This is a genomic window from Flavobacterium sp. FlaQc-47, from assembly GCF_044006475.1.
GTDB lineage: Bacteria > Bacteroidota > Bacteroidia > Flavobacteriales > Flavobacteriaceae > Flavobacterium.
The window spans coordinates 260,476-283,885 of record NZ_JBIPCQ010000003.1; the positions used below are offsets into that span (position 1 = coordinate 260,476).

A 23,410-nucleotide genomic window follows, 5' to 3' on the forward strand; every position below is an offset into this window, starting at 1 on the left:
TATATATATTATTATAATATGACAAGCTTTTCATATTTTTCTGCCTTTTTATTTGTCAAATTAGATCTGACCGTAAGTTTATAAATATAAACCCCTTTTCCTATTCTGTCTCCAAAATCGTCTTTTCCGTTCCAGGTGATTTCTCTTGATAGAAAACCTTCGGTTGTAACGACCTGATTTTTTGTCCAGACTACTTTTCCGGTAATGGTCATCACCTGAACCTGAACATCTAAGGGTTCATAAGGTCTGTTGTGTGAAAACCAGAATTGTGTATAAGTCGAGAAAGGATTTGGGTAATTAAGAACGTGTGTTAATGTCAACGATTCATCTCCAACTACTATAAATTGTATTTCACTGGTGACAGGATTATTATAAACATCCCATGCCGTAAAACTTATTGTGTGCATTCCCGGGGCTAAACTTCTTAACGGAAAACGTAAATTTCCGTTAGTATAATCGTCTAGTTTTGTCTGATAATAATCATTTAAAACGTAAGGATTACTAACGTCTCCGTCAAGTATAGCTACAATGTCATGCCCGATTCCGCTTGCTGTATTGATCCCGTTTTCATCTTCAAGAAACGCTAATAAAAATGGCGATTCGTTTGTAATTCCACCTGATACAAAAGTTTCATCGTTCATATATAACTTAACTTTCGGACTTATATTGTCCTGAGGTGCATTTTCATTTATTCCACCTATTTTAATGGCAGTATTGTGGCCGGATTGATTTTCAAAAAGCTGGTTTTTTTTAGCATAAAAACTAATTCGTCCATAATCAACAGGAACGCGAATGTCTCTGGGAACCACAAAACTAAATTCAAATTGACCATTTGTTACTGAAGCATTTCCTCTAAATATGGTTTCTCCCAGAATTTTAAATGACATTGCAGGACTATATCCATCATTATTTAAGGTTGTGGTAGTGATGAATTTGTCAAAAATTGCGGTTGCTAATTCTCCATTATAATTGCTTAAAAGAGTATTATTCTCATCTGTAATTTCACCGGTAATTTTAATTTTTGCTAAAGATTTAAAATCCGGAATAGCTTGGGAAATTGCAATATCATTTATTTTTGTTAAATTAATTCGCGGTTTCGGGATTGCTAACATTAAAGCAGGATCTCCTAAATAAAAAATAACATTACTGGCAGAACTGGGATTTTCGTTTTTAGAAATCCGAAGCGCTTCGGCAATAGTTGTATATTGGTTTGATCCAAATGAAAGGAGGTTTTTGCTAAGGCTGTCATTAAAATCTTCCGCATTAAATTGTCCGATGGCGCGAATTGTGGTCAACATTGAAATTGCACCGCCTTTTGGGTTCCAGAAAGTATATTCACCCGCTGTTGGTCTTGTTGGGTCATCAAAACGCGAAAATTCACATGTAATAGTAATAAATAAAGGATATTTGTATTGATTGTTAAGGTTTTGACCATCTGATTTTTCCCAGATTCTTTCGGCTGCCAAACCATCTTCACCACCATGTCCTAAATAATTGAATATTAAAGCGCCTTTTTCAAAAGCATTAAATAAATCAGTTCTGGCTTTAGGATATCTTGATCCTCCGGCAGAAGCTTCCTGCGTATAGGAATCCATTATGATTTTTTCAATATTAAAAAAAGGTTTTTGAGCTGATATATTATCCGCCAGATTGTTTTGATAGGTTTGTAATGTTGCATCTGATGCTTTATCAGAATCATCACTTACCATTACAATGTTATTTCGCCAGTTTCCATATGATTTAGTATCATGGTATTCCAATACTTTATTGACCATTTCTGCAGCCTGCGCATTATCTGAAACTAACATTCTGCCCACAGCAATATCAATTCCTCCATAAGGGTAAACCACAACGCCTTCGTTTGAATCCATTAATCCGTAAAAATCATCAGATGCAAATGAAGCTTCTCCGGTTGTGTTGCTAATTACAGATTGATATATAGGTACAATATTATTGTTATTCGTAATTCTGTTTTTGTAATCAAACGAAGCATCTCCAAATAAATTCAGGTATTTTATTCTTTTATCTGATGAAGAAGCATTGTCATAAATGTATTTAATGCAATTTCGAATAGCTGCTATGTCTTGCTTTCCTGAAGAGAATTCCTGATAGATATTTTCTAACGAAATTACTTTTACATTAAGGTTTGAATATGTTCTGTGAAAATTTGCCAGTTTTTCGGCCTGAGCAACTAAAATTTTAGGCGTTACAATTACATAATCAATATCCTGAAAGCTGTTTTGGGTGTTTTTAAAAATAGTTCCTTTTAAGTTTTGATTCGTAATTTTTGACTGGCTTTCCTTTAAAGGATTAAAATAATCACTGGCATCAATTGCGATATATTTTCTAATTTCACCTAATGAGGCTTTAAAGTTAAAAGTACTTTGATTGCTGTTTTCTATTTTGGATACATTATATAGGTCTGTAACATCCCAAATTTGAGATATTCCTGCAGCGTTACCAATACTATAATTTACAATTCCTGCTGTTGAACCGGCTAAATTGTATTGAAATTTAAATTGTTTGCCCGTTCCTAAAAGCTTTCTTTTGGCAATTAAATTAATGTAATCCAGATATCCTTTTGATCCCGGAACACCATTATTATTATAGGTAAGCTTTATTTTTATGTTTTCGGCTCCTGTAAACGAGCTGTTTGGTGCCAGTTTTCTGTCGTAGAATTTTTCGTCAGAACTTGTTGACAATGTCTGGAAATTGATGGTTCCAATGTTTTGTCCGTTTGCAGCAACTGCAAATGAAGTAGGAGTGAAGGCGGCAGAGGCAGCGTTTAATTCTATTTTTACAGGAGTTGATGCATCAATGTTGGGGAAATTAAATTCAAATTCCTGCTCCTGCGTGATGTCAAAGGATTCTCCATACCATTGGCGTCCTAAATGAGCAATGTTAGTTTTGTCAACTTCGTGAAATTGATAGTCGTCAAAAGTGGTTAGCTCCAAAGTACTGTTTCCGGAAGGCTGATTGATATTTGAAATTCTTTTTCCTTCATTGCCTACAACCGTTACGTAATAATATGATTTAGTATCATATAAATTAAGATTGGTCTGACTTTCAGCACTCCAGTTTTCAACTCCTTCACCATAAAAAAGAATATAATCTTCGTTATTAAAAACTCCGTCACTTTCACCAACAATCTGAATAGCATTTTCTGCTAAATCTTCAGGATAATAAGTATTATTTGCTAATGGAAGCATTTTGCCGCCGTTACCATAAATCTTGATTCTTCTTGGATCTGTTTTTGAAGGATCAAATCCCAGACTTTGCAAAAAAGACTTTGAAATTTTATACACACCGGATTTTTCGACGTAAAAACGGTACCAATCTCCTGAGGCTAAAACAGAATTGGACACCAAATTAGATTTTTGGAAAGAAGATGAGCTGTTATTTTGTGTTGTTGAAATAGTTGTAGAGTAAGAAAATGATCTTATTCTTTTAAAGCTGTTTCCTTCCTTAATTATAGGTGACAAATACAAAAAAAATTGCCTTTTATCTCTTGAAGTAGTCGTTTTTAACGTTTCGTTTGGTTTTTCAGGAATGTTTTCCAGTAACAAATCTCCTAATTCACTTATTGATACAGATTCGTAAATCACATTCGTAATTTGAATAGAATTATTGTTCGAAAAGCCAGATTCGTTAAGGTTAAGGAGCAATGTTATGCTTTTTTTTGTAGTATCGTATCTAAAACCGCTTCCTGAGAAATAAGGGATTTTTATTTTTGAGGTTCCGAAACTCATCTCTTTTTTATTTTGCCAATCTATTGTAAAGTCCCTGTTTACCTGCGAAAATGAGATAAAAGAGGTTAAAAAAAGATAGAAGATTATGACTTGTTTCATCAGTTGAAAAAACGGTTTTAAATTAAAATTATTTTAGTAAGTAAAAATATAGTATTTCATGTTATAGTAAATAATAAAAAGTATATTTTTGCGTTCGTAACTATAGGTTATTTTCTGGTAAAAAACAGCTAAATAAAATTATTAGAACAGATGTTGCTAATTAAATGTTAATTATTATATTGCAGCACCTAAATTTATCACCTAAGAATGAGTATGAAAGTAAACAAAATTGTAGTCTTGCAATTAATGATGTCAATGGTATTGATGTTAGGCACGGCTAGTTGTAGCAAAAAATCGAGTTCCAGTCACGCTTCCAGAGCTACTGGTTGGGATGTAGATAGTCAAAATGGAACTGCTGCCAGAAATGCAGGAAAAAAACAACAGGCTGGTCCTGGTTTAGTTTTTGTTGAAGGAGGTACATTTACTATGGGTAAAGTACAAGATGATGTTATGCACGATTGGAATAACACACCTACTCAACAGCACGTTCAATCATTCTATATGGATGAAACCGAAGTTACAAATGGTATGTACTTAGAATACCTGGAGTGGTTGAAAAAGGTTTTTCCTCCAACTGAAGAAAATTACAAAAACATTTACGAAGGAGCATCTCCGGATACCTTAGTATGGAGAAATCGTTTAGGTTACAACGAAACGATGACTAATAACTATTTAAGACACCCATCTTATGCTAACTACCCAGTAGTGGGTGTTAACTGGATTCAGGCAGTTGAATTTAGTAAATGGAGAACTGACCGTGTGAACGAAGCAGTTTTAGAAAAAAACGGATATCTTAAAAAAGGTGCTAAAACACAAGACGTTAGTGCTGAAAGTTTGTTTAATACAGAAGCTTATGTTGCTTCTCCAAGTACTACTTATGGTGGTAACGAAGAAATTGTATTGAAGAAAAATCCTAATGGGAAAAGACCAAAAGCAGGTAAAGACGGTGTAGTTCCGGAAGAAAAGAATGTTTATGCACAACGTTCTTCAGGAGTTATCTTGCCAGAATACAGACTTCCTACTGAAGCAGAATGGGAATATGCTGCTGCAGCTGATGTTGGACAAAGAGAATACAATATATATAAAGGACAAAAGAAATATCCTTGGTCCGGAGATTATACCCGTTCATCTAAACGTAAAAACAAAGGAGATCAATTGGCTAACTTTAAACAAGGAAACGGTGATTACGGTGGAATTGCAGGTTGGTCTGATGATGGTGCAGATATTACAAATGCTGTAAAAAGCTATGCTGCCAATGATTTTGGATTATATGATATGGCTGGAAACGTAGCCGAATGGGTTGCCGATGTTTACAGACCTATTATTGATAATGAAGCAAATGATTTCAACTACTTTAGAGGAAATCAATATGCTAAAAACAAAATTGGTAAAGATGGTAAAGTTGAAATTGTAACGAAAGATAATATTCAATACAAAACTTTAAGTAACGGTAAAAAAGTTGCTACAAGCTTACCGGGAGAAATTGCTCAGGTTCCAGTGGACGAAAACGAAACTTATTTGAGACAAAATTTCAGTACAAGTGATAATATCAATTATAGAGATGGTGATAAACAATCTTCTAAATATTTTGATTTTGGAGATCCGGAAGGTGGATCAAAAACAGATCAGTCAATGTACAATTCTCCTAAGCATAATGTAACAACAGACAGTTTAGGTCAAATGGTTAGAAAATATGACAACTCTAGTAAACGTACAACGTTTATCGATGATAACGTAAGAGTTTACAAAGGTGGTTCTTGGAGAGATAGAGCATATTGGTTAGATCCTGCTCAAAGAAGATATTTCCCTCAAGATATGGCAACAGATTATATAGGATTTAGATGTGCAATGTCTAGAGTAGGTGCTAAAGCTGAAAAAAGAAAATCACCAAGAAACTAAGTTTTAATAAAATCAACAAAAAAATTCCAAATTCCATACTGAATATTCAGCTTTTGGAATTTGGAATTTTTTTTGTTGTGTTTTTAATTTTAAATAAATTTATAAATGAATATTCAGGACATTCATAACTTGTTTTTGCAATGTAAATCAGTTTCGATAGATACAAGAAAAATCGAAAAGGATTCAATGTTTTTTGCGATTAAAGGTGAAAATTTCGATGCCAATACATTTGCCGCTAAAGCACTTGAATTAGGTGCTCTATATGTTATCATTGATAATGCCTCTTTTGCTGTTGACGAGAGAACCATTCTGGTTGAAAATAGTTTAGAAACACTGCAGGAATTAGCAAAATTTCATCGTGCATATTTAAAGTTACCAATTATTGCACTTACAGGAAGCAATGGTAAAACCACAACTAAGGAACTTATTAACGTTGTTATCTCTAAAAAATACAAAACTAAAGCTACAGTTGGAAATTTAAACAACCATATAGGAGTTCCGTTAACCTTATTGTCTTTTACAAAAGAAACGGAAATTGGAATTGTAGAAATGGGAGCAAATCATAAAAAAGAAATTGAATTTTTATGTGAAATTGCGCAGCCTGATTATGGTTATATTACCAATTTTGGAAAAGCACATTTAGAAGGTTTTGGTGGTGTTGAAGGTGTAATTCAGGGTAAAAGCGAAATGTATCAATATCTTGCCAAGAATGATAAAGTAGCTTTTGTAAATCTTGAAGATTCGATACAATTTGAGAAATCTAAAGGAATTAAATCTTTTACTTTTGGTGTAAATAATAATACAGCTGATATCAATATCAAGGATATAAAAGCAAATCCTTTTGTTGCGATACAATATGATAAATTTAGTGTAGAATCGCATTTAATTGGTCTTTACAACGCAAATAATATTAATGCGGCTGTAGCAATCGGGCATTATTTTAAAGTTGATCAGGAAGATATAAAGCAGGCAATTGAAAATTATATACCGGAAAATAACAGATCGCAATTACTGAGAATTGACTCTAATCAGATTATTCTGGATGCTTACAATGCGAATCCAAGTAGTATGGCAGTTGCAATTACTAATTTTCTGCAATTAGAAAACCTAAATAAAGTGATGATTTTAGGTGATATGTTTGAGCTTGGTGATGAAAGTCATCAGGAACACAAGCTAATTATTGAATCTTTATCAGATCAGGACAAATCAGTATGTTACTTGATTGGAAAGTATTTTTATGAAAATAAGGTTGACAAAGACTATGTTAAGTTTTTTGAAACATTTGATGATTTTGTAGCATTTATTAAAACAATCACCTTTAAAGACAATACCATTCTAATAAAAGGCTCCCGAGGAATGGCATTAGAACGAACATTAGAATATATTAAATAGCAAAAAAATCCATCCGCCGCGGCGGATGGATTTTTTGCTTTATTTAGATACTCATTAAAAAACCAATTAGGTTTTCTTTTTTATTGAGTCCAAGTTTTTTTCGTAATCGGTACCTTGCTAATTCCACACCGCCGGTTGAAATGTTCATAATCTCAGCTATTTCTTTTGTCGACATATTCATTAATAAGTAAGTCGATAAATCGAGTTCTCTTGGAGAAATTGTTGGATATTTTTCTTTTAATCTTTTCAGGAATTCAAAATGCACATTTTTGATGTGTTTTTCAAGATCCTTCCAGCTTTTATCTGTGTTAACTTCTTTTACAATGCTTTTATGCAGTTTGTTAAACTCAAATTTAGTTGAATCATCTAAAATATTGGTATCAATATCTTTTAGTTTATGAATAATTCCGTTTAAAACCTTGTTTTTCTTAACAACCTGCAAAGAGTTATTTACTAATTCTTTATCCTTTGCTAAAATTTTTATTTGCAGTTTATCACTTTTTAATTTTTCAATTTCTTTTTCAAGTTCGTGTTGTTCATGTCTGATTTTTGATTCTTTTTCAAGATATAATCGTCTTTGTTCAATCGTTTCATAATACCTGTTTTTTCTAATTTTCAGCTTGATTCTGTTAGAAATAATATATACTGCGGTTATCAGAAAAATAAAATAAATGAGATAAGCTAAAAAATGTCTGTACCATGGCGGGGAAACTGTAAATGTAATTTCAGAAATGTCAGATTCAATTCCGTAACTGTTTTTAGCCTTAAGTTTCATGACATAAGTACCTTCTCTTAAATTCGTATATTCTTTTATAGAAAGCGAAGACCAACTGCGCCAGTTTTCTTCAAAGGGTTCCAGTTTGTATGAATACGTTACATTTTCCTGATTTTCATAAGTAGGAGAAGAAAACGTAAATTTTACGTGATTTGAACTATAAGGAACAGTAAATATCTGTTGATTATTAGTGATATTACCCGTTAATATAGTATCACCCGGAAAAGAGAAACTTTCTACAAAAACTTTGGGTTTCGTTATAAAAGTATGCGATATTTTAGAATCGTAATGCGTCAATCCATCCGTTAATCCTATAAAAATGTTTTGAGGATCTATCGTATTTACAGAGATGTAATTGTTTACCAGATTGCCTGATAAATTAGAAAATGGAGCTTCTTTCTTGGTGAAAGTTCCGTTTTGATTCTTTGTTAAAACACCTAGGGATTCATTATAGGCATACCAAAGACTTCCTTCAGAATCTTCGATTAAAGTATTAATTACTAGAATACCTTTAAAGAGATTGGTTATCTTTTTGTCTTCAAAAAATGTTCCCTGTTCTTTCGAAAATCTGTAAAAATGATTTTTAGTCTGAAAATAGACTTTTCCGTTTATATTTTGTAAACTTCCAATACCGGAATATTTTGAAGAAATGTCTTTGTGTTTTTTTATATAAACAAACTTTTTTAAATCATCAGATAATTTCATTTGATATAAAAAACGATCTTTTTTAAGCCATAAATAATTTTCATCTAACTCTATGGAGAAGGTGTTCGTAGTTGCATCAAATCCGTCTACCTGATGCGAATATTCAAAACCGGAAGCTGTTTTTTTAAATATCGAAAAACCATTATAACTTTCTCCGATAATGTAATTTTCATGATTTGGAATTTTCTTAAAACCAAAATATCCTTTTGTGTCCAATTTTTTAGAAACTTTATTTTGGTCAATTACTAATGCGCCACTATTACTGGCGCAAATAAGCGTTCCGTTTAAAACCTGAATATTCCAGGCTTGCGAAATCGTTCCTTCAACTCTTGTAAAAGGACTGTCTGTAAAAGGTTTGTTCCAGGAATGATAAAATAATCCCTGATTTGTAGCTACATACAAATTTCCGTTATAAACAGTCGAGGCATAAACGGTACCTATATTATAACTGTAATCAAAATAAGAGAAAGGGGAGTTTTCATTAATAAATGTAATTCCATTATCAAGCCCCAGCCAAATGTTGTTTTTATTGTCAATAAATGACGTTAATATAGTGTTATTTTGTAGTCCTTTTTGGCGATTTAAATGCTGAATTATTTTACCATTCAAATCACAAATAATAACGCCGTCTAAAACGGAATTCAGAACAATAAATCTTCCTTTTATTATAGAGCCTCCAAGTGATGTATTTTTTCTGATAAAGACATTCGCTTCGGTTTCCCACGGCTGAACAGTTTTACCATCAGATATAAATAATCCCTTTTCTAAAGTTGCTAATAACATTTTATTGTGAGGAAGAGGAAACACGGACCAGATCTCCTTATCGTTGAAAACAGTTGTTCCTTTTATTTGTTGAAGCTTTTGATTTTTATATTCAAGAATTCCCAAAGATTTGTCCTGAAAGTAAAGATGATTATTGACTAAAAAAGAGAATTGAAATTTTGTGGGAGCATTAATAAACCGGAGTTTGTTGTTTTTTAAGAAAAAAACCTTTGTAAACGATTGAAATATTACTTCTCCTTTAAATATATGTATCCTCCATATCAGGTTTATGTTGAGTTTGTCTTTTTTGTCTACTAAATCAGAAACGGAATGATATTTCAGATTTCCTTTTTCATCACTTTGAAAATATCCAAACTCATTATTACCTCCAACAAAAATTTTTCCTGATGAATCAATTTTTAAACTTCTGATTTCAGTTTGTGTCGGAAGAGAAAATTTATGCCAGCTTGAACCATCAAATTGAATCAGTCCATTGTTATTGGCAAAGTACATATTTCCGTTTTTATCCTGATCTATACTCCAGTTTTGGGTTCCGCCTCTGTAATCTGCCCTTTTATAATTTTTAATTCCGGGCAATCCAATATTCTTTACTTGTGACGAAATATTGTTTTGTAGGAAAATAAATATAATTGATAAAAAAAATGTATTTATGAATTTCATAAAATTTATAATGTATTTTTGTTAGAAATGTTTTATAAACGCTTTTATTTTTTAATTATTTATTTGCAATTTGATCGAATACTTCAATATTTTTGAATATATGATCAAATTGTTATTATTTTATAAATGTAGTGTTTATTTTTATACTTAACATTTCTCTAACAATATATTATTTAACGTAAAGCAATGTATCATAATGATTTAAAAAATATTTGATGTGTTTTTGTAGAGTATTAAAATAAGCTTTGATGTGTTTTTGTAATGAAAATTTATTGCAAATAGTAAAAATTTAACTTTATTATTGCATCAAATTACTAATTAATTAACCAAAATTTTTAGAAAAATGAAATTAACAAAATTACTTATTTTTTGTATTTCGTCTCTACTGTTTTCAGTTATCGCGATGGCACAGGATGTTACGGTGAACGGAACAATTAATGATGAAAGTGGATTACCCGTCCCTGGGGCAACAATTTTAATTAAGGGCACAAGTAAAGCGACAGCTTCTGACTTTGACGGTAAGTTTCAAATAACAGTTCCAACCAACGGAACATTAACTGTAAGCTTTGTAGGATACGTAACTGTACAGGAACCAGTAAACGGAAGAACAAAACTTGAAATCAAATTGCGTCCTGAATCTCAATCCTTAAATGAGGTTGTGGTTGTAGGATATGGTACTCAAAAGAAAAGTGTTGTAACAGGTTCTATTTCCAGTGTTAAAGCTAAGGATTTAGAGAATCTTCCGGTTACAAGAATTGAGCAATCATTACAAGGTAGAGTTTCCGGTGTTTCTATTGCTGCAAATGCTGGACAACCAGGTTCAGCTTCTACAATTCGTATTCGTGGTTTTACTACTTTAAACAATAATGATCCTTTATGGGTTGTTGATGGAGTGATAGTAGATAATGGAGGAATTGGATATTTAAATCAATCAGATATTGAGTCTATTGAGGTATTGAAAGATGGTGCTTCTGGAGCAATATATGGTTCTCGTGCTGCTGCAGGGGTTATTCTGGTAACAACTAAAAAAGGTAAATCTGGCAAAATATCTGTTAGTTATACAGGTTATGCCGGAACCTCTCAGGCTGCTAAAAAACTTGATTTGTTAGATGCTTCTCAATATGTAACTATTATGAATGAAGCTTTCAAAAATGGTGGTGGAACAGGTGAAAAATTTGCTACAAAAGATGTTAACGGTAATCCAATAAATTATGGAAAAGGTACAAACTGGCAAGATGCTATTTTTAATAATAACGCACAGAGATCTTCTCATGAATTTAGTTTAAACGGTGGTAATGATGTTTCAACATTTTACATGTCTTTCGGTTTATTAGACCAGGAAGGTATTGTTACAACTGATATTTCTAACTATACCAGAAAAAACTTCCGATTAAACTCAACGCACAAATTAGGAAAGTATATTAAAGTTGGACAGACTTTTGGTTACTCACATGAAAAAACGATTGGTATTGGTAATACAAATAACGAGTTTGGTGGTCCATTATCTTCTGCAATTAATTTAGATCCACTAACACCAGTTGTTGAAACTGATCCTACTAAAACGGGTCCGGGTTCTATTTATGCAAGCAATCCTAATACAATTAAAGATGCTAACGGAAATTACTACGGAATTTCAACTAATGTAACTCAGGAGGAAACAAATCCATTGGCTTACACTAAAACCCAATTAGGGAATAATAATTTCGCAGACAATTTTGTTGGAAATATTTATTTAGAAGCTGAAATTTTACCGGGTTTAAAATTTAAATCTGCTTTTGGTGGTAAAATGGCCTACTTTGGCTCAGATACTTTTACTCCTGTATACTACTTAAATGGAGCTACAAAAAGAGATAAAAATTCATTATTCAGATCTTATCAAAAATCGTTAAGCTGGAATTGGGAAAATACTTTGAATTATACCAAAAAACTTGGAGATCATAGTTTTAGTGTTTTGATAGGTAAAGGTACGTATGTTGATAATATTACATCTGGTAATGATATTACTTACAATGGAGTTCCTGCAACGACGCATAGTGAAGCTTCATTTAATGTGGATGTGCCAATTGCTGATAAAATTGCTAATGCTTACAATTCTTTGGCATATGAGCATAGAATTGAATCTTTATTTGCAAGATTAAACTACGATTATAAAGAAAAATACATCTTTACAGGAATTATTCGTAGAGACGGTTCTACAAGATTTGGTGAAAATCAAAAATACGGAACTTTCCCTTCAGCATCTTTAGGATGGGTACCTTCAAAAGAAAGCTTCTGGAAAGAAAATGATATAGTAAACACTTTAAAAATTAGAGGAGGTTACGGAGTAACAGGAAATGATTCTTCTCCAGACTTTTTATTTGCTTCTACTGTTGGAAACAAAAGAAACTATACCATTGGTGGAGAGCCAACTCCTGGACAAAGTCCAAATGCGCTTCCTAACCCGGATTTAAAATGGGAAGAAACAAAACAAGCAAATGTTGGTTTTGAAATGGGCTTATTCCATGACTTTAATTTAAGTTTCGATTTATTCAACAAAAAAACAGAAGGTATTATTATGCCGGTTCCTAATCCTGGTTATGTTGGAGCAACTGGAAGTTCTTATGCTAACTTGGCAAGTATGCAAAATAAAGGTTTTGATATTGAATTAGGATATCGTAAAAAAATTGGTGCATTAAATCTTTCTGTAAATGGTAATTTTTCACATATAGAAAATGAAATTACTTATCTGGCTCCTTCAACTAGTTATCTTCCCGGATCAGAAAAAGTTCAGTCAACTGCTTATGAAATCAACAGAACAGAAGTAGGTCATGCTTACAACTCATTTTATGGTTTTAAAACAAATGGAATTTTTCAAACACAAGCAGATGTTGATAATTACAAAAGTGCTACTGGTACTGTAATTCAGCCAGGTGCAAAACCAGGTGATTTCCGTTGGACAGATACAAATGCAGATGGAAAAATCGATGGAAATGACAGACAATTTCTTGGAAGTTCATTACCAAAATTCACTTATGGTCTTACTATTAACTTAGATTATAAAGGATTTGATTTACTGGTTTTTGGTCAGGGTGCTGGTGGAAATATGATTTATCAAGGTTTAAGAAGATTAGATATTGTAAATGCAAATTATCAAACAAGTGTTTTAGACCGTTGGACCGGACCAGGTTCAACTAATAGCTATCCAAGAGTTACAACACAAGATAGTAATCAAAACTTTAGTAATCCATCTGATTTTAATTTAGAAAAAGGTGATTATTTTAGATTCAAGACAATTCAACTTGGATATTCATTTCCAAAAGAATGGATACAAAGTATTTCATTAGAAAAAGTAAGATTGTATGTAACTGGAGAAAATATGTTTACTATCACAAAATATTCAGGTTTTGATCCAGAAATTGGAGGAACAACTACTGCGGGTGCAAACAACGTGCAAGGTGTTGACAGAGGTTATTATCCTCAGGCTAAATCATACATGTTAGGAGTTAATTTGCAATTTTAATCAAAAAAATAAAATATTATGAAACTTATAAGTTTTAAACAGTCAGTAATCGTCTTGGGAGTGTTATTTACACTTGGGTCGTGCGATACCGATGAAAAATTAGACGTAAAAGGTGATGGAGTAGTACTGGAAAATAATTTTTACAGAAATGAAACAGAAGCCTATTCAGGTTTAGTAGCAGCATATGATAAAATAGGGACATTTGCAGGAACATATCCACAAAGCGCACTATTGTTTTTAAACTCTGCATCAGATGATTTCTACGCAGGTGGTTCAACATCAGGAGATCAACCAGGTCTTCAGGTTGCATCAAACTACAGTGTAACTCCTACTAATATTCCGCCAGAATTTTGGAGTAATTATTATCAAGGTATTTTCAGATGTAATATCATGTTACAAAAGCTTACAAATGTACCAATGGATGAGGCTAAGAAGGCAAGATTTACGGCCGAAGTTAAAGCATTAAGAGCTTATTACTATTTTGATGCTGTTAGAATGTTCAAGAACATTCCGTTGATATTAGTACCGCTAACTGCGTCTGAAGTTCCAAATGTCTTGCAAGTGGCACCTGGATTAGTGTATACACAAATCGAAAAAGATTTAGCAGAAGCAATCAATGATTTACCAGTTACATTGCAAACAAGTGAATTAGGACGTTTTACAAAAGGTGCTGCAACCGCACTTTTGGGTAAAGTTTATTTGTATGATAACAAAAAAGCTGAAGCTGTGACACAATTGGCTTTAGTTAATGGAACACCGGGTGGTACAAGTAGTTTTGGTTACAAATTGATGCCACATTTTGCAGATTTGTGGAATCATGCTAACAAATTTAATAGTGAGTCTATTTTCGAAATTAGTTATTCAGATAAATCAAATGCTGATTGGGGTAATTTTAATACTGGAAATGATGAAGGAAACGTAGCGGCTCAATTAATGGGAGTAAGAGATTATCATAGAACAGATGCTGGAATTGCAGCACTGTTACCAGATTATATTAATGGATGGGGTTTTTGTGTTGTAACTACACAATTAGCTACTGCATTGCAAGGTGATCCTCGTTTTGCTTCTACTATAATTGATGTTAAAGCTCAAAAAGCTGCTGGCAACTTAACTTATACAGATAGTTATCAAGAGACAGGATACCATTTTATTAAATATATGCCTGTTAATGCTGATATTAAAGCAGCAAATCCTTTCTTGAATTTTTCTATCAATACCTATATCATTCGCTTGGCTGATACTTATTTGTTAGAAGCTGAAGCATTAGGAGGAACAGGAGCAAGAGCCCAGGCACTTTTAGACGCTGTAAGAACAAGAGCAGGATTACCATCTGTTCCCGTTTCTTTAGATGCTATTCAAAATGAAAGAAGATTAGAACTTGCCGGAGAAGGTCATCGTTGGTACGACTTAGTAAGAACTGGTCAAGCTGCCAGTAAATTAGCTTTCAAAGGATTTACTGCAGGTAAAAACGAAGCTTTCCCAATTCCGTACAGTGAATTCAATAACACAAAAATCGTTCAAAATCCAGGTTACAATTAATCTGTAAAAATAAAATTAGCATTTGTTTTAGAAAGGCTAAGATCAAAATCTTAGTCTTTTAAACAAATGAATATTAAAGTAAGTTTAAGTTAAGTTTGGTTGTCAAATAGCCCATGTTCACTATGATTATGGGCTATTTTTAAATCAATCATTTTGAGTGGAGTTGCAGAATAGTTTTAATTATTAAAACACATACAATGAAAAAAAACGGCTTTATTATTACTTGTTTATGTTTTTCAATAGCTGTTTTTTCACAGCAGAAAAATCAAAAACAGGCATTTACTACAAATAACAAAAAGATCACGGTATACACTACTGCTGACAATACAAAATTAAGGTTAACCCCTACAGATAATCTATCTTTTACAGCATCAAAACAACCAGTAGAAACTGAAATATCGGTTTTTGTTGAGCCGGCAAAAAAATTCCAGACTTTTATGGGAATCGGTGGCGCAGTTACAGATGCAAGTGCTGAAATTTTTGCTAAACTATCAAAAGAAAAACAAGCCGAATTTTTAAATGCTTATTATGATACTCAAAAAGGAATTGGATACACATTACTAAGAACAACCATTCAAAGTTCAGATTTTAGCAGTGCCAGCTATTCCTATATACAAGAAGGTGATAAGGATTTAAAAACTTTCTCGATAGAACATGACAGGCAATATCGTATTCCGTTAATAAAACAAGCAATAAAAACAGCTGGAGGAAAATTAGTTACTTATGCAACACCATGGTCGCCAAATGCTTTTATGAAAAGCAATAAAAGCGTTCTCAAAGGCGGAACATTATTACCGGAATTTTATCAGCCCTGGGCGAACTTCTATGCAAAATTTATTAAAGCGTATGAAAAAGAAGGAATCCCAATTTGGGGAACTTCTGTTCAAAATGAGCCAATGGCAACACAAACCTGGGAATCTTGTTTGTACACAGCCGAAGATGAAAGAGATTTCCTGAAAAACTATCTTGGACCTACACTTAAAAAAGAAGGTTTAGAAAGAATAAAAATTATTGCATGGGATCATAATCGTGATTTAATGGTACAAAGAGCAAATGTAATATTCTCAGATCCTGAAGCATCAAAATATGTTTGGGGAATAGGATTTCACTGGTACGAAACCTGGACAGGAGCACAGCCAATGTTTGATAATGTTGCCAGAGTTCATGAAGCTTATCCGGACAAGAATCTTATGTTTACCGAAGGTTGTATAGAAAGATTTGATGCTGCCAAATATCAATTTTGGGCAAATGCCGAAAGATACGGAACCTCAATGATCAACGATTTTAATAACGGAACCGTTGCCTGGACAGACTGGAATATTCTTTTAGACCAATTTGGAGGACCAAATCACGTAGGTAATTTTTGTTTTGCTCCAATACACGCAGATACTACAACCGGAGAATTAATTTATACTCCGTCGTATTATTATATTGGACATTTTTCAAAATTCATTCGTCCAAATGCAGTTCGTGTAAGTACAGCAGTTAGCCGAAGTTATTTACAAAGCACATCGTTTTTAAATACTGATGGCAAAATGTCAACCGTAGTCATGAATCATACTGATAACGAAATCACTTATAATTTAATAATTGCTACTCAAAAAACAGTAGTAAAAATACCGGCACACGCGATTCAAACCCTAGTGTATTAATTTATTTTTTTAGTAGTTAAGGGCTATTTATTTAGCCCTTATTTTTTTAATAGTATTTAAAAACACAATGAAATCAGCCCATAAAATTTTAATAATTCCAATATTAATTCTGCACTTAAGTTGTTCTTCATCAAAGGTTGCAGCGCAGTCCGGTGTTGCAAAATCCAAAGTAAATTCAAAAATAAATGTTTACACAACTGCCGAAAATACTACTTTAAGATTATCACTATCTAATGATTTAATCGTAGCTTCAAAACAAATAAATTCGACAGTATCTATAACCGTAGATCCCAAAAAAACATACCAGACTTTTCTGGGGATTGGAGGTGCTATTACAGATGCAAGCGCAGAAGTATTTGCTAAATTATCTTTAAAAAAGCAACAAGAATTTCTGAACGCTTATTACGATAAAAACAAAGGAATTGGTTATTCATTAGCTAGAACCAACATTCATAGCTGTGATTTTAGCAGCGAAAGTTATACTTATATTCAGGAAGGCGACAAAGATTTAAAAACCTTCAATATTGACCACGATAAGAAATACCGAATTCCACTTATCAAAAAAGCAATTAAAACAGCCGGCGGAAAATTAACTTTATTTGTTAGTCCGTGGAGTCCCCCAGCTTTCATGAAAGACAATAATGATATTTTGCACGGCGGCGTTTTATTGCCTGAATTTGCGCAATCATGGGCAAATTATTATGCGAAATTTATTAAAACTTACGAGAAAGAAGGAATTCCAATTTGGGGATTAACCATTCAAAACGAACCAATGGCAAGTCAAAGATGGGAATCCTGCATTTATACACCTGAAGCAGAAAGAGATTTCCTGAAAAACTTTCTTGGTCCAACATTAGAAAAAGAAGGGCTTGGTTCTAAAAAAATAATTATCTGGGACCACAATCGCGGAGATATGTTAGTAAAACGGGCCAATCTTGTTTTCTCAGATCCCGAAGTTGCAAAATATGCATGGGGAATTGGATTTCACTGGTATGAAACCTGGAATGGCGGAACACCAAAATTCGAGTCGGTTGGAGAGGTTCACAAAGCTTTTCCGGACAAAAACTTAATATTTACCGAAGGTTGTATCGAAAAATTTGACGCAACTAAATTTCAGTTCTGGGGAAATGCAGAACGTTACGGACTGAATATGATCAATGATTTCAACAATGGAACAGTTGCCTGGACAGATTGGAACATCTTATTGGATCAAGACGGAGGTCCAAACCATGTTGGTAATTTCTGTTTTGCACCCATTCAAGCTGATACTTCAAAAGACGAATTAATCTACACACCTATGTATTTCTATATTGGTCATTTGTCAAAATTCATCAGACCAAATGCCAAACGAATCGAAGCAATCATCAGCGATAAAACATTGCTAAGTACTTCGTTCAAAAATACCGATGGAAAAATTGCCACCATTATCATGAATTCATCTGATAAGGAAGTGATTTACAGCATCACCAATAATAGCCAAAAAACAACCATAACAATACCGGCACACGCCATGCAGACTCTTGTATATTAGAGTTTGAATTATGAAATTTAAATTAAAGTTAAAAATGAAAAAGACCAAATTGCTAATGCTTGCTTTCCTAATTTGTGGAGCAGCATCGAGTCAGGAAACAAAGAATAAGAAATCAGATATTGATGCTAAAGTTTATGAACTGTTATCTAAAATGACCCTTGAAGAAAAAGTAGGTCAAATGACTCAAATTACCGTAACCATATTTGAAGATCCTTCAAAACCCGGTTATTTTGATGCTGCAAAACTAAAAAAAGGAATTCAGGATTATCATATAGGTTCTATTTTGAATGTGCCAAATCCCGGAGCACCAACACTAAAAAGATGGCAGGAAACATTAACAGCAATTTCTAACGAAGCCAATAAATCCAGGCTTAAAATTCCGGTTTTATATGGTATAGATGCCATTCATGGCGCAAGTTATACCGCCGGCGCAACATTGTTTCCACAGCAAATAGGATTAGCCGCAACTTTCAATACTAATTTAGTAAAACGCGGAGCCGAGATTTCAGCTTATGAAACCAGAGCATCCTCAATTCCATGGGTTTTTTCTCCTGATTTAGATTTTCCAAGAAATCCGGCATGGTCAAGAATGTGGGAATCTTTTGGAGAAGATGCTTATTTATCATCACAAATGGCAGTTGCTTTAGTAAACGGTTTTGAAGGAAATAACAATGTAGGTTCAAAATACAGCGTGGCTTCTTGCATGAAACATTACATTGGTTATGGCAGCACCACAACAGGAAAAGACAGAACACCAAGTATCATTCCTGAACGTGTTTTAAGGCAATATGACCTTACCATTTATCAGGCAGCAATAAAAGCCGGAGCAAAAAGTGTAATGGTAAGTTCTGGTGAAATAAACGGAACTCCCGTACACGCAAGCAAACACTTAATTACAGATATCCTTAAAAAAGAATTGGGTTTTAAGGGAGTGGTAGTAACAGACTGGAAAGATATTATCTATTTAAATACGAGACATAAAGTAGCGGAAACAAAAAGAGACGCCGTTCGTATTGCAGTTATGGCCGGAATTGACATGAGTATGGTTCCAGAAGAATTTTCTTTTTATACTGATTTAGTAGATTTAGTTCAAAGTGGTGAAGTACCAATGTCCAGAATTGATGATGCGGTAACGAGAATTTTGAGAATGAAATTTGAGTTGAATTTATTCCAGAATACAGTAGCAGATTTAAAAGATTATCCAAAATTTGGTTCTGCAGAACACATTCAGGAAGCTTATAATACAGCGGCTGAATCGATCACTTTATTAAAAAATAAAGAAGCTGTTTTACCATTAAACAAAACTGAAAAAATTCTGGTTACAGGCGCAACTGCAAATAGCATGAAATACCTAAACGGAGGCTGGTCTTATAACTGGCAAGGAGAAAACTCAGATACTTATGCCGCAGATAAATCGACAATTCTTGAAGCTTTTCAAAATAAATTAGGCAAAGAAAATGTATTGTACACTGCCGGAGCCGATTTAGAAAAAGAAGATGATGCCGAAATTCAGAAAGCAGTTGATCTGGCAAAAGATGCCTCAAAAATTGTTTTGTGTTTAGGAGAGAAAAATTATACCGAAACTCCGGGTGACATCAGCAATCTTTACATGAGTCCGTCTCAAATAAAATTAGCTTTGGCCTTATCAAAATTAAATAAACCTATTATCCTGATTTTAAATGAAGGAAGACCAAGATTAATTAGCGATTTTGAAGATAAAATGAGTGCTGTTGTACAATGCTATTTGCCAGGAAATGAAGGTGGAAGAGCATTAGTAGATATTTTGTATGGAGATGTAAACCCAAGCGGAAGATTGCCTTATAATTATCCAAGATATCCAAATTCATTAGAAAAATACAATAGAAAATATACCGAAAGCATTTCTGAAGGAGAACAAAATAACGATGCAACTTACGAGAAAAGTTATTTACCGCAATTTGAGTTTGGAACCGGATTATCATATACCACTTTTTCTTATTCAAATCTAAAAATTGATAAAACAGAAATCAACAATACAGATGAAATAAACGTTTCTGTAGATGTTACAAATTCAGGAAAAAGAGCCGGAAAAGAATCTGTTTTGTTATATCTGTCAGACAATTTTGCTTCAATAACACCGGAATTTAAATCTTTAAAAAGATTCCAAAAAATCAGTTTAGAGCCAAACGAAACCAAAACAATAAAATTTACTTTAAACCAAAAAGACCTTCAATTTGTAAACGAAGATCTAAAATGGATTGCTGAAAAAGGAACATTCACAATTCAGATAGCAAATCAAAAGAAAGATTTTCTATTAAGATAAACAGTACTCATTCCTGGAAGGTTTTGAAAACCTTGCAGGAATTTTTAGTTTAGGAAAGTTGATTAAGTTTAGAAAAAACAGCATGAAAAAATTAGTAATTATATTCCAATTGTTGCTTTCAATAGCTGCTTCTGCACAAGTGTTTCTGCACAGGGACGGACAAAACATTGTTGACGGCAACGGAAAAAACGTAATATTAAGAGGATTAGGCGTTGGTGGTTGGATGGTTCAGGAAGGATATATGCTACAAACACAACCCTTTGCAAGTCCGCAATATATCATCAGACAAAAGATTGAAGAAGTAATTGGAGAACAAGGAACAAAAGAATTTTATGCTGCTTATAAAGCAAACGGAATAATCAAAAGAGATGTTGATTCCCTGGCAAAATGGGGATTCAATTCTATTCGTTTACCAATGCATTATAATCTCTACACGCCAGCAATTCAGGAAGAAAAAAATGGAGAAATTACCTGGATAGAAGAAGGTTTTACCATGACAGATAATTTGCTGAAATGGTGTGCTGAAAATAAAATGTACCTAATTTTAGATTTGCATGCGGCTCCGGGCGGACAAGGAAATGATGCGGCAATTTCTGATTATGACACCACAAAACCATCGCTTTGGGAAAGTGATGCCAATCAGAAAAAAATGATTGCATTATGGCAAAAACTCGCTTCTCGTTACAGAGATAATCCCTGGATTGGTGCTTACGACATTATCAACGAACCCAACTGGAATTTTACAGGAACTAATAAAAATGGCTGCGACGAAAACTCAAACGGACCTTTAAGAGATTTAATGGTTAAGGTTACAAAAGCCATCCGCGAAGTCGATACTAATCATTTAATTTTTATTGAAGGTAATTGCTGGGGAAACAATTACAACGGAATTTTTCCTTTATGGGATGAAAATATGGCATTGAGTTTTCATAAATACTGGAATTATAATACTACAGAATCAATCCGGAAAATGCTGGATTACAGAACAAAATACAACGTGCCAATTTGGTTGGGGGAAAGTGGAGAAAACTCAAATGTCTGGTTCAAAGATGCGCTGACATTGGTTGAAACTAATAATATAGGCTGGGCTTTCTGGCCAATGAAAAAAATTGAAAATATTGCCGGCGTAACATCAGTAACCAAAATTCCGGAATATGATATTTTATTAAAATACTGGAAAGATGGCGGTCAAAAACCATCGGCTGAATTTGCGAAAAAAACATTAATGAAAATAGCGGATAATTATAAAATGGAAAACGTAATCGTTAAACCAGATGTAATTGATGCAATGTTCAGGCAAGTAAAAACCAATGATACAAAACCATATAAAAAACATTTAATTCCGGGAAAAATTGCGGCAACACAATATGATTTAGGAACAAATGGATATGCTTATCTCGATAAAGATTTTATAAACTACCGAGTTGAAACCGGAAAATTTGATGAGTGGAACAAAGGAAATACCATGCGAAATGATGGTGTAGATATTTTGCCATGTAAAGACGCAGGATCAAACGGATATCAGGTTTCCTTTATTGAAGATGGCGAATGGTTACAATTTACAACAGAAGTTGCAAAACAGAAAACGTACAAAGTTGCAATTCGGTATTCAAGCGAAACTCTTGAAGGAAAAATTCACTTAGAAACAGAAAGCGGAAAAAAATCTGAAGCAATTACACTTCCTGTAACCGGAGGAAATGACAAATGGAAAACCATTATTTTATCTGGCGTAGCATTAAATGCAGGAACCAATAAAATTAAAGTTGTTTTTGAAAAGGGAGGATTCAATTTGAATTATTTAGATTTTTCGGAAATTAAAAAATAAGGTAAAAAATAAAGTTTCATTTAACACAAGTTGGTAAGATTAATAAATATGATGAACTTAATATTGACAATAATCGCGTATATAGTAACATTGTTTTAAAGTTAATTTTTTTCTTTGAGGCTAATGAAATCGTAGCTTTACAGAATTAAATTTTTTAAAAATGAAAAAGATAAATATAATTTTTTTAGTGGTAATAATGCTTTTTATTAGTACTCCATTTTACGGTCAGAATTTGAAAATCATGACTTATAATGTTCGTTTGGATGTTGCGTCAGATGGAGAAAATGCCTGGCCAAAACGCAAAGATTATTTTAATTCACAAATACAATTTTATAGTCCGGATATTTTAGGAGTTCAGGAAGCAACACCAGGTCAGGTTATTGATATCGCATTGGCTTTGCCGGATTATAATAAATTCGGGATTGGCAGAGAAGAAAACGGAACAGGAGAAGCTTGTGCGATTTACTATAAAAAAGATCGTTTTGAGGTAGAGGAAACCAATACATTTTGGTTATCAGAAACTCCAAACATAGTTTCAAAAGGCTGGGATGCAGCGTGCAATAGAATTTGTACGTATGGTTTGTTTAAAGATTTAAAAACAAAAAAAACATTTTGGGTTTTTAACCTGCATCTCGATCATATGGGTGAAGTGGCAAGAGTAAAAGGAGTAGAATTGGTTCTTTCGAAAATATCCGAAATAAACACTAAAAAATATCCTGTTTTTTTAATGGGAGATTTTAATTCAGAACCTGAGACAAAACAAATTGTTGCAATAAAAAAAGTAATGGATGATACTAAAGAAGTTTCGAAAGAAAAACCTTTTGGACCATCAGGAACATTCAATAATTTTAAACATAATAAACCAGTGACTTTGTTATTAGACTATATTTTTATCTCTAAAAATAGCGGACTAACAATTCAAAAACATGCCGTTTTAAGTGATTCAAAAGATTTAAAATATCCATCAGATCACTTACCAGTTTTAATAGAAATTAATTAA

At 33.1% G+C, this 23,410-nt stretch carries 11 protein-coding genes; 9 read left to right on the top strand and 2 right to left on the bottom strand.

The features are described 5' to 3' along the window. Positions 1-11: 11 nt before the first annotated feature. Entirely contained in the window at positions 12-3,848 is a 3,837-nt protein-coding gene (gene porU, locus ACHRVX_RS10710; RefSeq protein WP_395332014.1) for a type IX secretion system sortase PorU, read from the bottom strand. A 213-nt stretch (positions 3,849-4,061) separates the two neighbouring features. Between porU and gldJ the strand changes: the two genes are divergently transcribed. After that, positions 4,062-5,747 (top strand): gliding motility lipoprotein GldJ, encoded by a 1,686-nt coding sequence (gene gldJ / locus ACHRVX_RS10715; RefSeq protein ID WP_395332886.1) that lies wholly within the window; start codon positions 4,062-4,064, stop codon positions 5,745-5,747. A gap of 105 nt (positions 5,748-5,852) precedes the next feature. Further along, positions 5,853-7,139, top strand: coding sequence for a UDP-N-acetylmuramoyl-tripeptide--D-alanyl-D-alanine ligase (murF, locus tag ACHRVX_RS10720; RefSeq protein ID WP_395332016.1), 1,287 nt, complete (start codon positions 5,853-5,855; stop codon positions 7,137-7,139). 43 nt (positions 7,140-7,182) lie between these two features. On the opposite strand, the gene ACHRVX_RS10725 is transcribed toward murF, so the two are convergent. After that, on the bottom strand, positions 7,183-10,062 hold the full coding sequence (locus ACHRVX_RS10725; RefSeq protein WP_395332018.1) for a triple tyrosine motif-containing protein: 2,880 nt from the start codon (positions 10,060-10,062) through the stop codon (positions 7,183-7,185). Positions 10,063-10,405: 343 nt separating this feature from the next. Between ACHRVX_RS10725 and ACHRVX_RS10730 the strand changes: the two genes are divergently transcribed. From ACHRVX_RS10730 to ACHRVX_RS10760, 7 genes are all read left to right on the top strand, one after another. Continuing rightward, on the top strand, positions 10,406-13,561 hold the full coding sequence (locus ACHRVX_RS10730) for a SusC/RagA family TonB-linked outer membrane protein (RefSeq protein ID WP_395332020.1): 3,156 nt from the start codon (positions 10,406-10,408) through the stop codon (positions 13,559-13,561). Between the two features lie 18 nt (positions 13,562-13,579). Beyond that, entirely contained in the window at positions 13,580-15,100 is a 1,521-nt protein-coding gene (locus ACHRVX_RS10735) for a RagB/SusD family nutrient uptake outer membrane protein (protein ID WP_395332022.1), read from the top strand. Positions 15,101-15,297: 197 nt separating this feature from the next. Continuing rightward, positions 15,298-16,752: a glycoside hydrolase family 30 beta sandwich domain-containing protein gene (locus ACHRVX_RS10740; protein ID WP_395332024.1), complete on the top strand. Its 1,455-nt coding sequence runs from the start codon at positions 15,298-15,300 to the stop codon at positions 16,750-16,752. A 67-nt stretch (positions 16,753-16,819) separates the two neighbouring features. Continuing rightward, a complete protein-coding gene (locus ACHRVX_RS10745) occupies positions 16,820-18,283 on the top strand; it encodes a glycoside hydrolase family 30 beta sandwich domain-containing protein (RefSeq protein ID WP_395332026.1) in 1,464 nt (487 codons plus the stop codon). A 34-nt stretch (positions 18,284-18,317) separates the two neighbouring features. Continuing rightward, positions 18,318-20,585 (top strand): glycoside hydrolase family 3 N-terminal domain-containing protein, encoded by a 2,268-nt coding sequence (locus ACHRVX_RS10750; RefSeq protein ID WP_395332028.1) that lies wholly within the window; start codon positions 18,318-18,320, stop codon positions 20,583-20,585. A gap of 82 nt (positions 20,586-20,667) precedes the next feature. Next, entirely contained in the window at positions 20,668-22,410 is a 1,743-nt protein-coding gene (locus ACHRVX_RS10755) for a cellulase family glycosylhydrolase (RefSeq protein WP_395332030.1), read from the top strand. A 160-nt stretch (positions 22,411-22,570) separates the two neighbouring features. Further along, positions 22,571-23,410, top strand: a complete 840-nt coding sequence (locus ACHRVX_RS10760; RefSeq protein ID WP_395332032.1) for an endonuclease/exonuclease/phosphatase family protein — start codon at positions 22,571-22,573, stop codon at positions 23,408-23,410.

What these genes read in the sequence shown, in the direction of transcription:
- ACHRVX_RS10735 (WP_395332022.1), top strand. Translation starts at nt 13,580, where the DNA reads ATGAAACTTATAAGTTTTAAACAGTCAGTAATCGTCTTGGGAGTGTTA.
- murF (WP_395332016.1), top strand. Translation starts at nt 5,853, where the DNA reads ATGAATATTCAGGACATTCATAACTTGTTTTTGCAATGTAAATCAGTT.
- ACHRVX_RS10755 (WP_395332030.1), top strand. Translation starts at nt 20,668, where the DNA reads ATGAAAAAATTAGTAATTATATTCCAATTGTTGCTTTCAATAGCTGCT.
- gldJ (WP_395332886.1), top strand. Translation starts at nt 4,062, where the DNA reads ATGAAAGTAAACAAAATTGTAGTCTTGCAATTAATGATGTCAATGGTA.
- porU (WP_395332014.1), bottom strand. Translation starts at nt 3,848, where the DNA reads ATGAAACAAGTCATAATCTTCTATCTTTTTTTAACCTCTTTTATCTCA.
- ACHRVX_RS10740 (WP_395332024.1), top strand. Translation starts at nt 15,298, where the DNA reads ATGAAAAAAAACGGCTTTATTATTACTTGTTTATGTTTTTCAATAGCT.
- ACHRVX_RS10730 (WP_395332020.1), top strand. Translation starts at nt 10,406, where the DNA reads ATGAAATTAACAAAATTACTTATTTTTTGTATTTCGTCTCTACTGTTT.
- ACHRVX_RS10750 (WP_395332028.1), top strand. Translation starts at nt 18,318, where the DNA reads ATGAAAAAGACCAAATTGCTAATGCTTGCTTTCCTAATTTGTGGAGCA.
- ACHRVX_RS10745 (WP_395332026.1), top strand. Translation starts at nt 16,820, where the DNA reads ATGAAATCAGCCCATAAAATTTTAATAATTCCAATATTAATTCTGCAC.
- ACHRVX_RS10760 (WP_395332032.1), top strand. Translation starts at nt 22,571, where the DNA reads ATGAAAAAGATAAATATAATTTTTTTAGTGGTAATAATGCTTTTTATT.
- ACHRVX_RS10725 (WP_395332018.1), bottom strand. Translation starts at nt 10,062, where the DNA reads ATGAAATTCATAAATACATTTTTTTTATCAATTATATTTATTTTCCTA.